The organism is Acinetobacter sp. WCHAc060025 (assembly GCF_004209355.1).
Classification (GTDB): Bacteria; Pseudomonadota; Gammaproteobacteria; order Pseudomonadales; family Moraxellaceae; genus Acinetobacter; species Acinetobacter wuhouensis.
Window position 1 is genome coordinate 103,907 of record NZ_SGSX01000007.1, and the last position, 16,119, is coordinate 120,025.

The 16,119-nt window shown below is 35.9% G+C and carries 16 protein-coding genes; 8 read left to right on the top strand and 8 right to left on the bottom strand.

The window, feature by feature from the left end:
• Positions 1-34 precede the first annotated feature (34 nt).
• The 3 genes from EXE09_RS07680 to gshA form a co-directional block, all read right to left on the bottom strand.
• The gene (locus EXE09_RS07680) at positions 35-766 is read right to left on the bottom strand and encodes an SH3 domain-containing protein (protein WP_130116877.1); all 732 of its coding nucleotides are present in this window, start codon (positions 764-766) and stop codon (positions 35-37) included.
• Positions 767-836: 70 nt separating this feature from the next.
• Entirely contained in the window at positions 837-1,331 is a 495-nt protein-coding gene (locus tag EXE09_RS07685) for a disulfide bond formation protein B (protein WP_130116878.1), read from the bottom strand.
• Positions 1,332-1,382: 51 nt separating this feature from the next.
• Positions 1,383-2,960 (bottom strand): glutamate--cysteine ligase, encoded by a 1,578-nt coding sequence (gene gshA, locus EXE09_RS07690; RefSeq protein WP_130116879.1) that lies wholly within the window; start codon positions 2,958-2,960, stop codon positions 1,383-1,385.
• A 239-nt stretch (positions 2,961-3,199) separates the two neighbouring features.
• Between gshA and EXE09_RS07695 the strand changes: the two genes are divergently transcribed.
• Positions 3,200-3,739 carry a DUF924 family protein gene (locus EXE09_RS07695; RefSeq protein ID WP_130116880.1) on the top strand — a complete coding sequence of 180 codons (540 nt, stop codon included), beginning with the start codon at positions 3,200-3,202 and terminating at the stop codon, positions 3,737-3,739.
• Between the two features lies 1 nt (position 3,740).
• Here EXE09_RS07695 and EXE09_RS07700 read toward each other — a convergent pair whose 3' ends face one another.
• Positions 3,741-4,427 (bottom strand): HAD family hydrolase, encoded by a 687-nt coding sequence (locus EXE09_RS07700; RefSeq protein WP_130116881.1) that lies wholly within the window; start codon positions 4,425-4,427, stop codon positions 3,741-3,743.
• A gap of 47 nt (positions 4,428-4,474) precedes the next feature.
• Positions 4,475-5,002 (bottom strand): dihydrofolate reductase family protein, encoded by a 528-nt coding sequence (locus tag EXE09_RS07705; protein ID WP_130116882.1) that lies wholly within the window; start codon positions 5,000-5,002, stop codon positions 4,475-4,477.
• Between the two features lie 260 nt (positions 5,003-5,262).
• Here EXE09_RS07705 and EXE09_RS07710 point away from each other — a divergent pair, with 260 nt between their 5' ends.
• From EXE09_RS07710 to EXE09_RS07730, 5 genes are all read left to right on the top strand, one after another.
• Positions 5,263-5,829 carry a CC0125/CC1285 family lipoprotein gene (locus tag EXE09_RS07710; RefSeq protein WP_068973037.1) on the top strand — a complete coding sequence of 189 codons (567 nt, stop codon included), beginning with the start codon at positions 5,263-5,265 and terminating at the stop codon, positions 5,827-5,829.
• 18 nt (positions 5,830-5,847) lie between these two features.
• On the top strand, positions 5,848-7,167 hold the full coding sequence (locus tag EXE09_RS07715; protein WP_087552624.1) for a DUF445 domain-containing protein: 1,320 nt from the start codon (positions 5,848-5,850) through the stop codon (positions 7,165-7,167).
• Positions 7,168-7,315: 148 nt separating this feature from the next.
• Positions 7,316-7,693 carry a rod shape-determining protein gene (locus tag EXE09_RS07720; RefSeq protein WP_130116883.1) on the top strand — a complete coding sequence of 126 codons (378 nt, stop codon included), beginning with the start codon at positions 7,316-7,318 and terminating at the stop codon, positions 7,691-7,693.
• Positions 7,694-7,923: 230 nt separating this feature from the next.
• On the top strand, positions 7,924-8,307 hold the full coding sequence (locus EXE09_RS07725) for a hypothetical protein (protein WP_130116884.1): 384 nt from the start codon (positions 7,924-7,926) through the stop codon (positions 8,305-8,307).
• A 597-nt stretch (positions 8,308-8,904) separates the two neighbouring features.
• Complete coding sequence (locus EXE09_RS07730; protein ID WP_130116885.1) at positions 8,905-9,336, top strand: hypothetical protein; 432 nt, start codon at positions 8,905-8,907, stop codon at positions 9,334-9,336.
• Positions 9,337-9,451: 115 nt separating this feature from the next.
• Here the strand turns inward: EXE09_RS07730 and EXE09_RS07735 are convergent, their stop codons facing one another.
• Positions 9,452-9,823, bottom strand: coding sequence for a HEPN domain-containing protein (locus tag EXE09_RS07735; protein ID WP_130116886.1), 372 nt, complete (start codon positions 9,821-9,823; stop codon positions 9,452-9,454).
• 11 nt (positions 9,824-9,834) lie between these two features.
• Positions 9,835-10,611 carry a tetratricopeptide repeat protein gene (locus tag EXE09_RS07740; RefSeq protein WP_130116887.1) on the bottom strand — a complete coding sequence of 259 codons (777 nt, stop codon included), beginning with the start codon at positions 10,609-10,611 and terminating at the stop codon, positions 9,835-9,837.
• A gap of 436 nt (positions 10,612-11,047) precedes the next feature.
• Here EXE09_RS07740 and EXE09_RS07745 point away from each other — a divergent pair, with 436 nt between their 5' ends.
• Both EXE09_RS07745 and EXE09_RS07750 read left to right on the top strand, forming a co-directional pair.
• Entirely contained in the window at positions 11,048-12,202 is a 1,155-nt protein-coding gene (locus tag EXE09_RS07745) for a methionine aminotransferase (RefSeq protein WP_130116888.1), read from the top strand.
• Between the two features lie 156 nt (positions 12,203-12,358).
• Positions 12,359-13,726 carry an MATE family efflux transporter gene (locus tag EXE09_RS07750; protein ID WP_068973403.1) on the top strand — a complete coding sequence of 456 codons (1,368 nt, stop codon included), beginning with the start codon at positions 12,359-12,361 and terminating at the stop codon, positions 13,724-13,726.
• A gap of 36 nt (positions 13,727-13,762) precedes the next feature.
• On the opposite strand, the gene EXE09_RS07755 is transcribed toward EXE09_RS07750, so the two are convergent.
• Entirely contained in the window at positions 13,763-16,039 is a 2,277-nt protein-coding gene (locus EXE09_RS07755; protein WP_130116889.1) for a YncE family protein, read from the bottom strand.
• Between the last annotated feature and the right edge of the window lie 80 nt (positions 16,040-16,119).

Sequence of the window (16,119 nt, forward strand, 5' to 3'; positions counted from 1 at the left end):
TGATCACAAATGCCAACTTCGAGTTGGCTTTTTATTATTCAGACCATGCTTGAATGGGTTTTACTAGACCATTTTGAATATGGATCACCATATTATATTGAGCTGCACCACCTATAGTTAAAGTATTAATTACATATAAATCATTACCTTTGCTATAAACCTCAGCTTGTTCAAAATCGTACAGATTTCCGTAGCGATCTAATGGAAAGAAATACTGCTCCAATTTTTGTGCAGGAATAACAATATTTTCACCATTAAAATTAATAAGAATTTGCTTAAACTGCCCCATTCCTTTTTCAGGAATATCTCCATCAGTTCCAAAAAAATCTTTATTTTTATAATATGTATAAAATGCCATTTTTAAGCCTTTAGGAATTGTTTTTTTAAAATCTTTTTCAGTGAATTGTGCTATTTTTACCTGTAGTTCAACAAAATTATCTGCAAATTGATAAATTGCTTTATCTGAGTAATGATCTTTAAGCTTCCAACGTTGATAGCCACCGAATGGATTGATACGGCTTTTATGAATAAAACCTTCTTCATTTAGACCATCTGCTTTAATCAAATAAAAAGCCGTTGAATTACCTCCTGAATCAAGCGATACAACTGTTTGATTATTTAAACGCCCAATTACTTTAGCTTTTAGAGATGCTTGATCTCGAACATTGACATAACCATCTTTATCCTGAATCAAACCGAAATTATTCGACTGCGCAAAGCTAAAGGATGGTATAAAAAGGCTAACAATTAAAAGGATTCTTTTCATTTTAAGATACTGATTATTTTTGGATTTAAATATAAAAAGAGCCAGTTTTTCACCAGCTCCATTATGCATTTTAATATCTGCGGAATAACTGCCACAAGCTGATCAAAGCCAATACACTAAAGAACAACAAAGACCATGTCGGTAAAGACTGTCCTAAGAATGTCCAATCCACCATGGCACACTCACCAGAGCCTTTGAGGACATTTTCAAACACAGATTTGAGCGGTAATGTGTCTACCCAATAATCCAAGCCTGGACCACAACTCGGCACTTGGTCTTTTGGTAAATGTTGCAACCACACATGACGTGCAGCAACACCGGCTGACCATGAAATCGCAACTAAACCTAAGAAACTATAAATACGCTTAAACACATTGGTTTTTGGGTTATGCAAAAATGCAATGAGGGAAATGAATCCTAAACCAATCAGACCAATCCGTTGAAATACGCAAAGCGGGCAAGGATCAAGTCCTTGCACGTGCTCTAAAAACAACGCAAATGACATTCCAATGACACTTGCCAAAAACAAAAAACCACTTACGAAGCGATAACTACGCCATTGCATGGAATTTCCCCATTATTGCATGAGTATATGAATCAATACTTTATTCAAAATTTATCTAAATTTACTCAGGTAATCTTCAAAACTTATACTTGTATCTTGTTCAAGTTGCTGTTGTTCTGCGAGAGAACTTTGAGTAAGTTCCTCAAAATACGCTAAAGTTTCTGGACTTAATACATGTTGTTCGTAACTTTCAATATGTTGGTTTGCCATATAGCTACCGAAGCCCCAAGTGCCACCTTGTTTCATGGTATCTTCAATCACATGCGCAGATAGAGTTTGATCCACATCATCAACACGGGTTTGCATTACAGCTAAGGCTTGACGATACAAATCCGTTGCATAGCTTTGATTTAGGACATCGGCAAGTGGTTGCATTGCAGTGATATGTTGTTGAATCCATGCTAATAATGGAATTTCTTGATCAACCTCAATAATTTTGGCATTTGGCGCACGACCACGATTGACCACTTCCGCTTGATTCAGCTCAATAATGTCTTGTTCAGCATCTAACAAATCTGGACTGTCTTTGAGTAAGCAATAGAGTGCCACAACTTCCAAGAAACTTGCGGTATCTTCATCGATCCCGATTGCACTATACGGGTTCACGTCAACTGCACGAAGTTCTACATAGCCAATGCCACGATTTGCCAAAGCTTGAGATGGTGTTTCACCTGCTTTTGGCACTTGTTTCGGACGAACTAAACTATAGTATTCATTTTCGATTTGGAGTACGTGATCATTGATTTGATTTGGTTCACCATTGGCATCATTCAAACCTAAACGGCTGAATTGAGCATACGGTGTATTCACCGCTTTTTGTAACTCTGCGACATAACATTCTAAATTGTTGTAATGAATGCCCAATTGTTTTTGCGCAGAATTTTGATAACCAAAACGCCCCATTCGCAATGCTGTTGCATAAGGTAAGAATAGCGTTCCTTTGATCAACGGTAATAAATGATGCTCACGTCCTGTCATAAAACATTTACATACTGACGGACTTGCGCCAACAAGGTACATGACCAATGGTGTAAGGCGAATAAAATTACGAATTAAGCCCAAATAACGATGACTGCGGTAATCTTGCAGGCTCAAGGCTTTGAGTGCTTCATCGCTTTCATGCTGTTGTAATTGTTCAAATAACGCATCAGGGAAAGAGACGTTGTAATGCACACCTGAAATGGTCTGCATACGGCGACCATAACGAATGCCTAAACCATGACGATATAAAGTTTTAAATTTACCAATATTTGAAGTGCCATATTGTGCCAAACGAATATTTTCTTCTTGATCGTCCAACATACATGGCATGGACAATGTCCATAATTTTTCATCATTTTCTAAATGACGATTCACCACTGCATGCACATCTGCCAAAAATGACAATGCTTCAGGAATGCTTTCTTTCGGTGGAGTAATAAACTCCATCAAGGCTTCAGAATAATCTGTGGTGATATGCGGATGCGTCAGCGCAGAACCGAGTGATTTGGGATGATCTGCTTGTGATAAAAAGCCGTTGCTTTGCATACGCAAACTTTCACGCTCAATCCCACGTAACATCCCTTTGAATAAGGCAGAATCCACCCAACTTGGTAAAATAGATTGGGAAATCGCTTCGGGTTGACTCATACTGACTCACTTATCTTAAAGGCTTCTCTTAAGAATTTATTCAAATAAAATGTTTTGGATGCTCGCAGTATAACGTGATTTATCGATATACACGTATATTCATCGATTTTTGCATTCAATATTCATTTTATTTTCGGCAATTTTTTATCACAAATGAAGACTACAAGATATCTAAAATATATGTTTTTATGACTAAATACTTACTAACAATCTGTAAAAATTAAGGTTTTATAAAAGTTATGAATTATCAAACTGTTCTCGATTTTTGGTTTAGCGCTGAAACTCAACCGTATTGGTTTGCAAAGAGTGATGCATTCGATCAACAACTTCGCAATCAATTTTTAGACACTCTAGAGCAAGCACGCCAAGCTGAACTTTGGTCATGGCGAGAAAATGCCGAAGGTCGTTTGGCTGAAATTATTGTTTTGGATCAATTTTCACGAAATTTATATCGTGATCGCCCTGCTTCTTTTGCGCAAGACCCAATGGCTTTGGCTTTAGCACAGGAAACGATCCAACTGGGATTGGATCAAAATTTAAGACCTGAGCAATGTTCATTTTTATATATGCCTTTTATGCACAGTGAATCCAAGATCATTCATGAACAAGCTTTAAAATTATTTGAAGATTTAGGCAATCCAATCAATTTAGATTTTGAGAAAAAACATAAAATTATTATTGATCGTTTTGGACGCTATCCACATCGCAATGAAATCTTAGGACGTGAATCAACTGTGGAAGAAATTGAGTTTTTAACACAGCCGAATAGCAGTTTTTGATTCAGATTTTACCTGAATCAGAACCGTGCACTATTTTCAAAATAGCTGACTCTAACTCATCATAATGATGAATACTTTGGTCAGCATTTTGCGAGTCCAAAGATAACGTGGGATGGAAGAAAATTGTTTTCATCCCTACATTTTTCGCCCCTTGTATATCGGCAACGGGATTATCCCCAATAAAAATACAGTCACTTGGCTTGCATTGTAATTGCCTACATGCATATTCAAAAATCAAAGGATCTGGTTTCCGTAGTCCAACCTCATCTGAGACCACAACAATTGAAAAATATTCTGTTAAACCCAGTGCATAAAAATTATGTTGTTGAAATGGCGTTTTTCCATTGGAAATTAAACCTAGTTGATAACCTTGTTGAAACAACTTTCGAATCACATCTTCAACATTTTCAAATGCAGTGGAAAATTTATTAAAATCGAGCACATAAGAGTCTAGAAGTTGATCTACATGATATTGCTCAATTTTAAATTCTTCTTTTAATTGTGCGTAAACGATATCTTTCCAAACACTGCCATTATCATCTAGTTCAATAAATCTTTGGATAAATGCTGACTTTTTCTTGGCATCTACCAATTGAAAAAAATTGATCTGCCAATTTAGAAATTTGATTAACGAATTATTCCGATCTAACAAAGTCTGATCTAAATCAAATAGAAGGACTTTTGGCATTGGATTCACCTGATCTAAAATTAAAGAATATTATTTTTAAGCGATCATTAGAAAATATAAGTTGTTTTAATGATCGTATTTTCAATCATTTCAGCCTGTATAGATTTCAACGGTTGAACATTGGATTTAAAACTTGGAAACAGCGGAATGCCCTCACCAAGTAGCACAGGCATCACAAAAATTTCCAGACTATTCAGCAAATTGTGCTCAAGAAAATAGTTCTGTAACTGTGTTCCCCCAACAATCCAAACATTCCCTTCAAAGTTCTGACTAAGATGATCAACCAATTCATGAACACCTTGATTCCATAGAGAAAGTGATGAATGTATTAAATCCAATGAAGGATCAGAAGTGACGATAAATCCTTTTTGATTTGGGTATGGCCATTCTCCACCAAATGAACAAATCACCTCATAAGTTTTACGCCCCATAACGACAATATCAATCTCTTGAATAAAGTCGTTATAACCACAGTCAATTGCTTGATAAGGTGTTAAAAATTCAACTGAGCCCTCTTTTGTTGCAATATAGCCATCTGCACTTGTCGCAATATAACCTTTTATTTCAATACTCATTCAGGTCTCTATCAACCATCCCATTTGCCTCAAGTATATCAAATTCTTTTAGTGTTGATATTCACTACAATCGCTTGGCTACTTCTATTTAGCTCATCAATAGTGAAGTCATATTTTGAAAAAAGATGGCTATGCAAACTCATCATCTCTACCGATCAAGTAACAAAATTCTGCTTGAAATTCATGCTTAATCCATCAATTTATAACAATATAATGGGCATATAAATGAATTTCAGAATCTGCTGAAAAAGGAGCGTTAAATGAAAAAACAACTCATCGGTCTGTCTATGGTTGTCGCGCTCGCAATCTCGGGTTGTGCGACCACACCGAGCAAACCACGCACTTTTGACCAACTTGGGCAATACACCACAGTTCCGCTGAATGAACATAGCTATCGCATTAGTTTTCAAGGCAATAGCAACATGAGTTTTGGTACGGCTGAAGAAATTACACTGGTCAAAGCAGCGCAAACAACCTTATTGAATGGTTTTACTTATTTTAAAGTCTTAGATGATCCAAGTAATCGCACCCAACAACCGCCTCGTAAAGCTGTCGTTTATCCGTCACAGAGTTACTATCCGTATGGTTGGGGCTACAGACGTCATCCAGGGTTCTGGAATGATCCATTCTATGATATGCCACAAGTGGTGACACTTGACCCTGTTCAAGTTTCCTATACGATTGAATGTTATAAGGATAAAAAATCATCGCCAAATGATGCCTTTGACGCTCGTCTGATTTTGCAATCTTTAGGGCAGAAATATGGCGTTAGTCCGACAGGACAGGTACTGCAACCACAACCTGTTACTGTACCATCAGCTAAATAATTATTTTTAGGACAATGCATGAGTGGAATTGAACAACGTGAATCAACCCATGAGGTTCCAAGCCTAGATCGCAGTAAACGCTTTGCAACAATTGCCTTAGTTGTCGCTGTGGTGGCTTGGTTTGCATTGATTATTTCCGCAAAACTATTACCTGAATATGCATGGTTTATTCATATACTCATGCTCGGTGCGGAAGCTGGTGTGGTCGGTGGTTTGGCGGATTGGTATGCCATCACGGTACTGTTTCGCAATCCCTTTGGAAAAATTCCGATTCCCAAGTTTTTACGTGATCACACTGAAATTATTCCTCGTAATAAAGCCCGTATTGCCGAGTCGATGGGTAAATTTGTTCAGGAAAATTTTCTTTCTCCTCAAGTGGTTGAAAATAGTTTACAGAAAACTGACCTCAGTTTAGCAATCGGACAATGGCTTGCAAATCCAAAGAATAATGGTCAAGTGGTTGAAGTGATTCAGCAAACTGTGCCGAAGATTTTTGAGTTTGTAGGGCAGGAACAAATTGGTCGCTTTATTCAAAATAACAGTGTGCAATGGGTTCGCAATACCCGTATGAATCACCTTGCCAGTGAAATGCTCCGCGCTGTGTTGGAAAATGATTTCCATCAAGATGTATTACAACGTGGTTTGGATTTGGCACATGAATGGATGATGAATCATCCTGAAAAAACCCGTGAATTGACTCAACGTTTATTTAAGGAACTTGGGGTTTCTCGTCTTGCCAAAGGTGCGAGTTGGATTGGGATTGATGTTGAGAAGCGCACGATTGATTCAATTATTGAAAAAGTAGAATCGATGTTGGCGGATGAAGATCATCCGATTCGTCAAAAAATTGAGGAGGGTGCAAATCAGCTGATGCTTCAATTGGCGGATAATAACAGCAATGCAAGTCTCCGTTTAAACGAAACCAAAAATGCCCTACTCGATAGTGAACCTGTACTGAATTTTATCAGTGGTGCGGTGGTGATTTTATGTGATGCGGTGAAGTCTGATTTGATGAAGCCTGATTCAGGTATTGCGATGAATTTACGTGTTGCGATTCAACAAGTCGGTGAAAATTTAATTCAGAATCAGTCTGTTCGTGATCTGTTAAATGATCGTATCAGTGGGATCGCTGTAAATTTGAGTGATCAATACAGCGAGAAAGTGATTAAGTTTATTAGTCAGCGTATTCATGAATGGGATTCAACGGAGATGATCGCCAAGATTGAAAATGAAGTCGGTGGCGATTTACATATGATCCGCGTCAATGGTGTTGTCGTTGGTGCTTTTATTGGTCTGACTTTAGGTGTGATTCGGGCGGTGATTGATTTTGTGATTTGATGGTTAAATTATGCTTATAGAAAGAGCATTTATTGATACAGCCTAGCTTAAATACGCTAGGCTTTTTTATGGATTTTAATTATTGATAAATTTGAAAATTTATAAAAAGTATCTCTATAATCAAATAAATTTTTAGCTCAGAATTAAAATGCTAGACGATGATTTAAAAAAATATCCAAAAGCCATCTGGGTACATTTTTATAAAAACCGTATGATGTTGATGGCAATAGACGGTACGACCAAAGCAATAGAAATTCCACAAATACCCTATCATCATCCAAGAATGATTTTGGCAGATTTTGAAAGCGCGACAGCAACATTGAAAGCTTTGATGAAACACCATACTCAAGGTTCATCTTTTTTCAAACTGACTGCACCGATTGCGATTGTACAAATCATGGAACCTATCCCTGATCATTTAACCAAGATTGAAATACGTGCATTTCAAGAATTGTTTTGGAATACTGGCGCAAGAAAAATAAAACTTTATGACATTGATGGAAATCCCATCGGAAATGAAGAGTGATTAATTTTCAAACTCTTATAGCCAGCGATATTGTTATTTGATGGTTTAATTGATCTTACTTATTTTGTGAAACAATGCTTAAATACTAGGCGTGGAACATGAATAGTTATGTAAAAAGCCTAGATTGAACAAACTAGGCTTTTTATTGAATTGCAACCAATTGAAATAAATCAATTAATACATTGCATTTCGCATAAAGTGTATTATGTTAATTTTAGAAAAATTTAAGTATGTGGAAAATATATAAAGAAGAAAGTTCTGATCTTGGATTTGCTATTGGGTGTCTATTTTCAGAAGCAATTAATTTAAATGAGTTTAGGCAATGGGTTGAGCTTTGTATTAACGATTTAAATCAAGATGAAATACCACTTTATATGTTTGATCTTATAGATTTCGAAGACTCATTAGCGAAGATTCATTTAGTTATTGGATTTGTGCCAAGCTCTGGACTATCAAAAACAGAAAAAATAGCGTTAGAAGGCATTTCTTATCTAAGGGGAATAGATATTTTTGACCCTATTTCTACGCAAGAACAATCCATTGAATACCTAAAGAACAACCCACATGTCTCAGAGAAATTTAAGCTCACTTTTCCTTTTATAAATTTTATTTAACATAATGGTCGTTATGCGAAATCAAATTTAAATTGTTTTTATTTTTCAATATTTTAATTAATTTAAAAACCGCCACTCATCCTCAAAAAAGCGACTTAGAAACAAATCGATTTCTTTTTGAACAGGTTTGGTACTTCTTGTCAATAAAATTGATTAAAAAGCGATCAATTCATGACTTTTTGCTGAAACATCAAGGGTCACATTTCTGAAATAATCCCCAATTCCTGCGGACAACGCTTGGGATAAAACTTATTCAAGTTTGTACGCCAAAACGTACAACAATTGATGGACTTTGCGAATAGGCAGATCCACCACAATTTCATATCATGGACACATAGAGAGCAGGATGCTCCAGACAATAACAAGAAATGCTGCAATGGAAAGTGCACAAGTACGACAGGAGTTATACTTGAGACGCAAATACGAAAAAGCCCAACAGGATGTTGGGCTTTTTTATTGTCTAAAATTGAGTTTTATAGCGTTGTTTTAATTGTGCTAATTAAAAAAATGAATTTTTTAATCGGTAAAAGTTTCTTTTTTAAAATTCTGATAGCCTCTATTTAACAATATAAATGTAGAATCGTTTTGGAGATCTAAATGTTCAAGAATAGTTTTATTAAACATTTAAAAAAATATGTAATAGCTTTATCTATTACTATGATTTTATTAAGCTTACAACTTGTTTTTCCAAAGCATCAATTTGTCGAAACATATTTTATTGAATTAACTTTATCAGACGTGATGGTCATCATCGCAGGCATCGCTCTCGTTGGAAAGTTTTTATCAAATATGTTCAAAATTAGATTGCCTAATTCCGTCCAAAAAGTTCTAAATTTCTTTATAGATCAAATTTCAGGTTGCTTCATAGCCATTTTTGGATTCTGTACATCAATGATTATTATAAATATTATTTATGGTAATTATGAAGTAATAGCTCTTTATTCGATTTTGGGACTTTTCGGAATAATCTATGGATCTGCCACAATATTCCTAAATGTGAAACTAGAAATTCGTGGTTATTTAACATAATGGTTTACACAAAACGAGGACTATAGATCCTCGTTTTTTAAGTTTCGCATAAGAGATTTTATGTTAAATAAATTAAAAGCTCTATCATAGAGCTTTTAAAGTGGTACATATGTGCTTAATTAACTAGCTTAAGTTCATCTAAAATCTTTTGGCATGTAGCAATAGATTCATTAGCTGACTTCTCTGTCACAGTATCTTCTAGCTTATAGTCTGCAGTTACTCGTAAGAGATGAAATCCTGCTAATCTAAAAGCTATTCCTTTAAGTTTAGGATTGGCTGGTCTTAGTTCTATCAAAGTCTGTCTTAGGGATGAATGAGTCCCGCCTTTGTAAGCATTTACAGGAATTCCCAATGAATTTGCTTTTTCACTGACTTGATGGAAAGCACAGTAGTAGCTACGACTTATGACTTGCCGATAATCAATTTCAGACTTAGAGGTATTTGAAATTATTTTTTTGGCAAAATTTAAAAATTCTATACTATCCACACTATCCACAATTATCCTAATTCGACATTCTTGAAGTTTTCAGCCGTAAATATTATAGGATATTTGATTAGATCTTCATACTCATAACTATCTAATAAATTTATCAATTCTTCATTAAGACCATCATTAAGCAACATAACTGTGTCTAAATCTAGATCAGTATTAAATAGTATAGTTGAGACTTGTTGGTCTTGAACCTCAACAAATCTATGAACATGATTCGTGCAGTATTTAAAAAAAACAGAAAAAGCACTTTTCAAGATTTCTCTATATAAGTCTAAATTTAAATTATTATTTTCAATAATTTCTTGACGTGTTTCTTGGAGCTTCAAAAATTCAGCTTCAAAAAAACTTCTTTTATCTTTATCTAAGGACTTCATATTTTTAAGCCTTTGATCATCTAAATAGTAAATTCTGCATAATTTAAAAAATGAGGAAAAATAAGAAGGATCATTGGTTAGCTCAAATGCTTTCCAGTAAGAATCAACAGCTCCTAAATAATTTCCCATATGCCCTAATACATTACCTATATTTCCATATGTCATAGCGTGATAGCTTGTATCTGTGGTCAATTGTAATATTGAACGATAAAGTCTTAATGCTTCATCATTTTTGTTTTCATATGCTGCTATCGTGCCCAAAATGGTTTTATATTTTAGAATATCAACACTACGAATTTTTTCAGCATCTCTTTTCCATGACTCAATTTTAAAGACACTAGATGTTTTTACTACATTCGTAAACATCGCATCAATAATTTTTGTATCAATAGTTTGTGGAGATATCATAGCTTGGTTTGTAGTCCATATTTTGTGCGCGCGTATAGTACCTTAGTTTTCTGAAATTTGATAATTTTCAGCAAACTAGTTAGTACATATAGTTATTATTTAAAATAGAGTATTAAATAATAAATTACTATTTTTTTACTAAATTTATTAAAAATTTATACCAAAAGTCCTGCTATTTAACTAAAAATCAAGAGTCTTGTGATCTTATCAATCCTTTAAATATTTCTAAAATTAACATAATACACCTTATGCGAAGTCATTATCCATACTATACAACTCATAATATATAAGAAAAATTAGACTTTAAAATAGCAAAAGTGCCTCCAAAACTAAATGTTACAAAATTCCCCCCTGAGAACATAAAACCAAAATCAATTCACCCTACTTCAATCACCTGCTACACTTTCTCCAACACATAAACAATATCAGACGAGTCATGATCGAAATCCACTCAAAACTCCCTGCTCAAGGTGTCACTATTTTCAGCATCATGACCGCGATGGCACAACGCCTTAACGCACTGAATTTATCACAGGGCTTTCCTGACTTTCCTGCACCGCCAGATCTACTCCAAGCACTCAGCCAAGCAACCCTAGATGGCTATAACCAATACGCAGCTGGAGATGGCTTACACCCACTCAGAGAACAAGTCGCACAACTCTTTCTAAATCGAGATCAATTACAACTCAATCCTGTCACAGAAATCACGATCACGCCGGGTGCAACGATTGGGCTGTTTAGTGCTATTCAAGCTATCGTCCATGCAGGCGATGAAGTCATTATTTTCGATCCAAGCTATGACAGCTATGCACCTAGCATACAGTTGGTTGGCGCAAAACCAGTTCATATTGCCCTAAATGCACCTGACTTTTCTGTGGATTGGAATCAAGTCAAAACAGCAATTACAAACAAAACCCGCATGGTCATTGTCAATACACCACACAATCCAACAGGGGCGATTTGGTCAAAGCAAGATTGGCTTAATTTAATTGAATTGATTCAAGATAAAAATATCGTGGTGCTGTCAGATGAAGTCTATGAACACCTTATTTATGATGGTGAACAACACTATTCAGCGCTGTCATTTCCTGAGTTAAGAGAGCGTAGTTTTGTGGTTGGCTCTTTTGGTAAAACCTTTCATGTGACAGGCTGGAAAACAGGTTATTGTGTGGCTACGCCTGAGCTGATGAAAGTCTTCCGCCAAATTTATCAATTTGCCAATTTCTGTGGTGTCACACCTGTACAAATGGCACTTGCCAATTATATGCAACAACATCCTGAACATATTTCAGGGCTTTCTAGCTTCTATCAGCAAAAACGCGATCTATTTAATTCAGGCATTGCGGACTCAAAATTCAGCCTCATTCCATCAAAAGGGACATTTTTCCAAAATGTCGATTACAGCAATATTCGCCCCGATTTAAATGATGTTGAGATGTGCAAATTCCTCGCGGAAGAACATAAAATCGTGGCAATTCCTGTATCGGTTTTCTATCAGCAAGCACCTAAAAACTTACGTTTGATCCGTTTTTGTTTTGCCAAAAAAGATGAGACCTTAGTTCAAGCCTGTAAAATTTTAAATCAGGTTTAACTTTAGAAACAGACTAAAAACCAGAATAAATTATCAAAATAAGATATTTATGAATAATTTATGGAGCCTGAGTTACTCAAATACTTAGGCTTTTTTACGCATGTTGTTATATGATCAAGGAGATAAAGACAGACGAAATTGACAGTAGAATAAAAGATGCCAGCTCGCCCCGACATGCTTCACCAGCCCAAGTTTTGGAAGGTTTTTTTAATCTTTCTAGGTCCACTCATTCTGACCAATATTTTGCAAAATTTGTCGGGCACGATTAATACCATTTTTGTCGGGCAAATGCTTGGTGTTGATGCGATTGCCGCCATCGCTGTCTTTTTTCCTATTTTATTTTTACTACTTGCCTTTGTGATCGGTTTATCGACAGGCGCAACTGTTTTAGTGGGTCAGGCGTGGGGCGCCAAAAACACTGAAAAAGTCCGTACCATTGTCGGTACTCTGCTCTTTATGACCATCATTGGGGGAACGATCATTGCAATTTTGGGTGTGGTTTTTGCCAAACAGATTCTGATGCTGTTAGGTATTGATCAAAGCATCATGCATCTTGCCTTGCCCTATGTGCAATGGATGCTAATGAGTAGCCCATTTCTGTTTATTTATATTACCTATACCTCGATTCTCCGTGGTGTGGGTGATAGTACGACACCTTTACTCGCTTCGGGTTTAACCATTTTAATCGGCGTGATTATCACGCCATTGCTGATCGGTGGCTATTTCGGTTTTCCAAAACTCGGCATCATCGCTCCTGCGATCGCCAGTGGTTTAGGATTTCTTGGAACATTGGTTTTTCTTTATATTTATTTAAATAAAAAAGATCATGTGCTTAAACCTGATTTTGCAATGATTCAACACCTACGTTTTCACCCTGAATTGAGTAAAACCATTTTAAAACTAGGAATCCCGACAGGTATTCAGATGATTACCAATTCTGTCGCAGGATTGGTTGTGATTGGTTTGGTCAATAAACACGGCGCACATGCAACCGCAGCTTATGGCGCAGTCAATCAGGTATTGAATTATATTCAATTCCCTGCGCTATCTATTGCTATCGCGGGTTCTATTTTTGCAGCGCAAGCCATTGGTGCAGGGAAATCAGAACTGTTATCTAAAGTCACCAAAACAGCATTAGTCAGCAATATTGTGATCACTGGTTCATTGGTAATTTTGGCTTATATCTGTTCAAAATATTTGATGGCACTGTTTATTACCGATCCTTCTGTGATTGAACTGGGGCAACAGCTTTTATTTATTGTATTGTGGTCAATTTTATTCTTCGGTGCGAGTGCCATTTTTGCCTCAATCATGCGCGCGAGTGGTACAGTCACTGTCCCGATGATTTTCAATATCTTGGCAATCGTCTTAATCGAAGTCCCATGTGCTTACTTATTTAGCCAGTGGTTCGGTTTAAAAGGCATTTGGTATGCGCTTGCACTGACTTTCTTTAGTTTGTGTCTCATGCAAGGTTTGTATTATCAATTTGTATGGAAGAAAAAGACAATTAAGGCTTTGATCTAAATGTGGATTCACATACATTTAGATCAATAAATAGCATTATTCTTTTGAATAAAGATCAATGACATCAAGTTTAGAATGACTTAAAAGCTTGCTTTTATTGCTTTCCAAGATTTGTTGCGTATTTGATTCTTTTGGATCAATTATCATCACTTGAGCAGGAACAGATGCGTCATCGATATACCCTCTCTCCAAGAGAATCAGAATTTTTCCATTTTCAAGTAATTCAACTTTTGCAGGTTTGCTTGGTAATTTGAGTGTTACTTTCTCGCTATCTTGTTGTCTTTGATCGACAAGATTGAGCAGATAAAGATCCAAATTTGCCGCTTTAAAAGCAGTGTTTAGGTCATCAAATCGGCTAAAGTTAGCCTGTTCAACATAATATAAATAATCATCTCCCAAATATCCCATCAGTACTGGTTGAGTCTTAGACGCAAGATCCTGATAACGATGATAAACATATGTATCTGAATCAGGATCTTTTTCTTTAAATGCATCTTCCTCAACCAGAATTAAATTGACCGCCTGAGCCACACGGATGTCATAAATTCCGATCTGTATTGTGGAATCATGATAAAACTCGACCACAGAACGATAGGGATCGACTTGATATAGCACTTTTTCAGGAATGTCATAATTGAGTTCGTAAAAGCTAAAATCATCCGTATTCATATAAATATAAGGATGATCTGACCAATCGCCCAAAATACGAATCGCTTTCTGATCAGACTCAAAACTCATGCCGATTTCACGGCAAAAATGCTCTTGATAATTATCAGGCAATGCCACTGTTTTGATGTTGCCTGATTTTAATTGAATGCGTGAAATACTATTACCCACACCGTTGTATACATATAAATTTGACCCTTTCGCATCCAATAAAATTTTTCGTGGATAACGTCCAACTGCAAACTTTTGTACGACTTGTTGAGTTGCCAAATCGATTGCAAAAACTTGGTCATAATCTAAAGAAGTTACATAAGCGGTTTTTCCATCATGACTTAATACTAGATCTGTCGCACCAACGCCACGACACATATTGTGATCACAACCATCTTCCTCTCGTGGCAGTCGATGCTCATAAATCAATTCTTCTTTTAAAGACTTCAGATTGAAACGGTAGACCGCATTTTTCTCCGTTTCGGTATAGTACAGATCATCACCATAACGCTTAAAATCTGCCATCGAATTCATATTTTGAATCGGTGCAATTTGTGAGGGAACTGGCGCGACAAAAACATGCTGATCATAAAATTTTCTTACCTCTGTTTTACGTTCAGCACATTCATTTAAAAATTGTTGTTTTGGTTTTTCGACATAATAAGCAATTTCACTAAAGTCATCACCTCTCCAAAGATAAGAACAATAAGAAGTCGCTCCTTTTAATTGATCCATCTCTTGCTCTAATGCCGAAGATTTTTGCTGCGCTTCTTGTTCAGAAGGAATTACCGCCAATAATGCTTTTACTTTCTTTATATTTGCTTCAGTCTGAGCTACTCGTTGGTATTGTTTTGCATAGCTTGGAGCATGTTCAGCATCATAATTATCTAGTTCATGATAAGTTGCGATGAAAGCATCATAGGCTTTTATGTTGGCAGTTAAATAATGCCCAATCGCCAATGCCTGTTGATTTAAATAATTAATATTTTCTTGATGTTGCTTTCTTACCCGCTTCGACACAATTGAACCAAATTCATCCAATTTTTCTTGGTACTGATCAATGTGTTTGGTTAACTGCAACAATTTTTCCTGTTGTTTCTCTTGCACTTCTTTCATATCGTTTAATGCATAACGATAATTACTTCCCTGCTCATCATTAAACAATGGATATGGCTGATCAATCTGAATGTTATTTAAAATCACCTGATTGAATTCAACATAAGGGCTAAGTGCCTTTTGAATCTGTGCAAATTCAAGATTAATTTGAGTTAAATCTGAATACAACATCGCATCCAGTTTAGATAAACTTGGATCAATTTTACGTGCTTGCGTGTTCGACAATGTCGTTTTGTATAAATCTAAATATTGTGCCGATCGGGTAAAATATTTCGTCCAAAATTGTCTATTTTTATAGTCTTCTACAAATCCTGAATATAGTGAATCATCCGCATCTATTTTAAAATATTGCGGATATAAGCGTTCTACATCAGCTCTAAATGATTCCCTAGATTCCTCAGCGTCTGGTTCTGAATGTACATGCTCGCCCATACTTGCAGCAGCATAAGCAGATGCCGATACATCTTCTGATGCTGCATAACTAAACTGACCAATAGATAAAATAATGCCTAAACTGAGGGCTAAATATGTTTTTTTCATGTCTTACTCGATTCAAATTATCTTTCTAATAAAAATAAATATTTAATTTTTCGAGCACATCCTAACAAACTATTTTATGA

Coding starts and splice junctions, on each gene's coding strand:
- EXE09_RS07680 (WP_130116877.1), bottom strand. CDS start 766: ATGAAAAGAATCCTTTTAATTGTTAGCCTTTTTATACCATCCTTTAGC.
- EXE09_RS07685 (WP_130116878.1), bottom strand. CDS start 1,331: ATGCAATGGCGTAGTTATCGCTTCGTAAGTGGTTTTTTGTTTTTGGCA.
- gshA (WP_130116879.1), bottom strand. CDS start 2,960: ATGAGTCAACCCGAAGCGATTTCCCAATCTATTTTACCAAGTTGGGTG.
- EXE09_RS07695 (WP_130116880.1), top strand. CDS start 3,200: ATGAATTATCAAACTGTTCTCGATTTTTGGTTTAGCGCTGAAACTCAA.
- EXE09_RS07700 (WP_130116881.1), bottom strand. CDS start 4,427: ATGCCAAAAGTCCTTCTATTTGATTTAGATCAGACTTTGTTAGATCGG.
- EXE09_RS07705 (WP_130116882.1), bottom strand. CDS start 5,002: ATGAGTATTGAAATAAAAGGTTATATTGCGACAAGTGCAGATGGCTAT.
- EXE09_RS07710 (WP_068973037.1), top strand. CDS start 5,263: ATGAAAAAACAACTCATCGGTCTGTCTATGGTTGTCGCGCTCGCAATC.
- EXE09_RS07715 (WP_087552624.1), top strand. CDS start 5,848: ATGAGTGGAATTGAACAACGTGAATCAACCCATGAGGTTCCAAGCCTA.
- EXE09_RS07720 (WP_130116883.1), top strand. CDS start 7,316: ATGCTAGACGATGATTTAAAAAAATATCCAAAAGCCATCTGGGTACAT.
- EXE09_RS07725 (WP_130116884.1), top strand. CDS start 7,924: ATGTGGAAAATATATAAAGAAGAAAGTTCTGATCTTGGATTTGCTATT.
- EXE09_RS07730 (WP_130116885.1), top strand. CDS start 8,905: ATGTTCAAGAATAGTTTTATTAAACATTTAAAAAAATATGTAATAGCT.
- EXE09_RS07740 (WP_130116887.1), bottom strand. CDS start 10,611: ATGATATCTCCACAAACTATTGATACAAAAATTATTGATGCGATGTTT.
- EXE09_RS07745 (WP_130116888.1), top strand. CDS start 11,048: ATGATCGAAATCCACTCAAAACTCCCTGCTCAAGGTGTCACTATTTTC.
- EXE09_RS07750 (WP_068973403.1), top strand. CDS start 12,359: ATGCCAGCTCGCCCCGACATGCTTCACCAGCCCAAGTTTTGGAAGGTT.
- EXE09_RS07755 (WP_130116889.1), bottom strand. CDS start 16,039: ATGAAAAAAACATATTTAGCCCTCAGTTTAGGCATTATTTTATCTATT.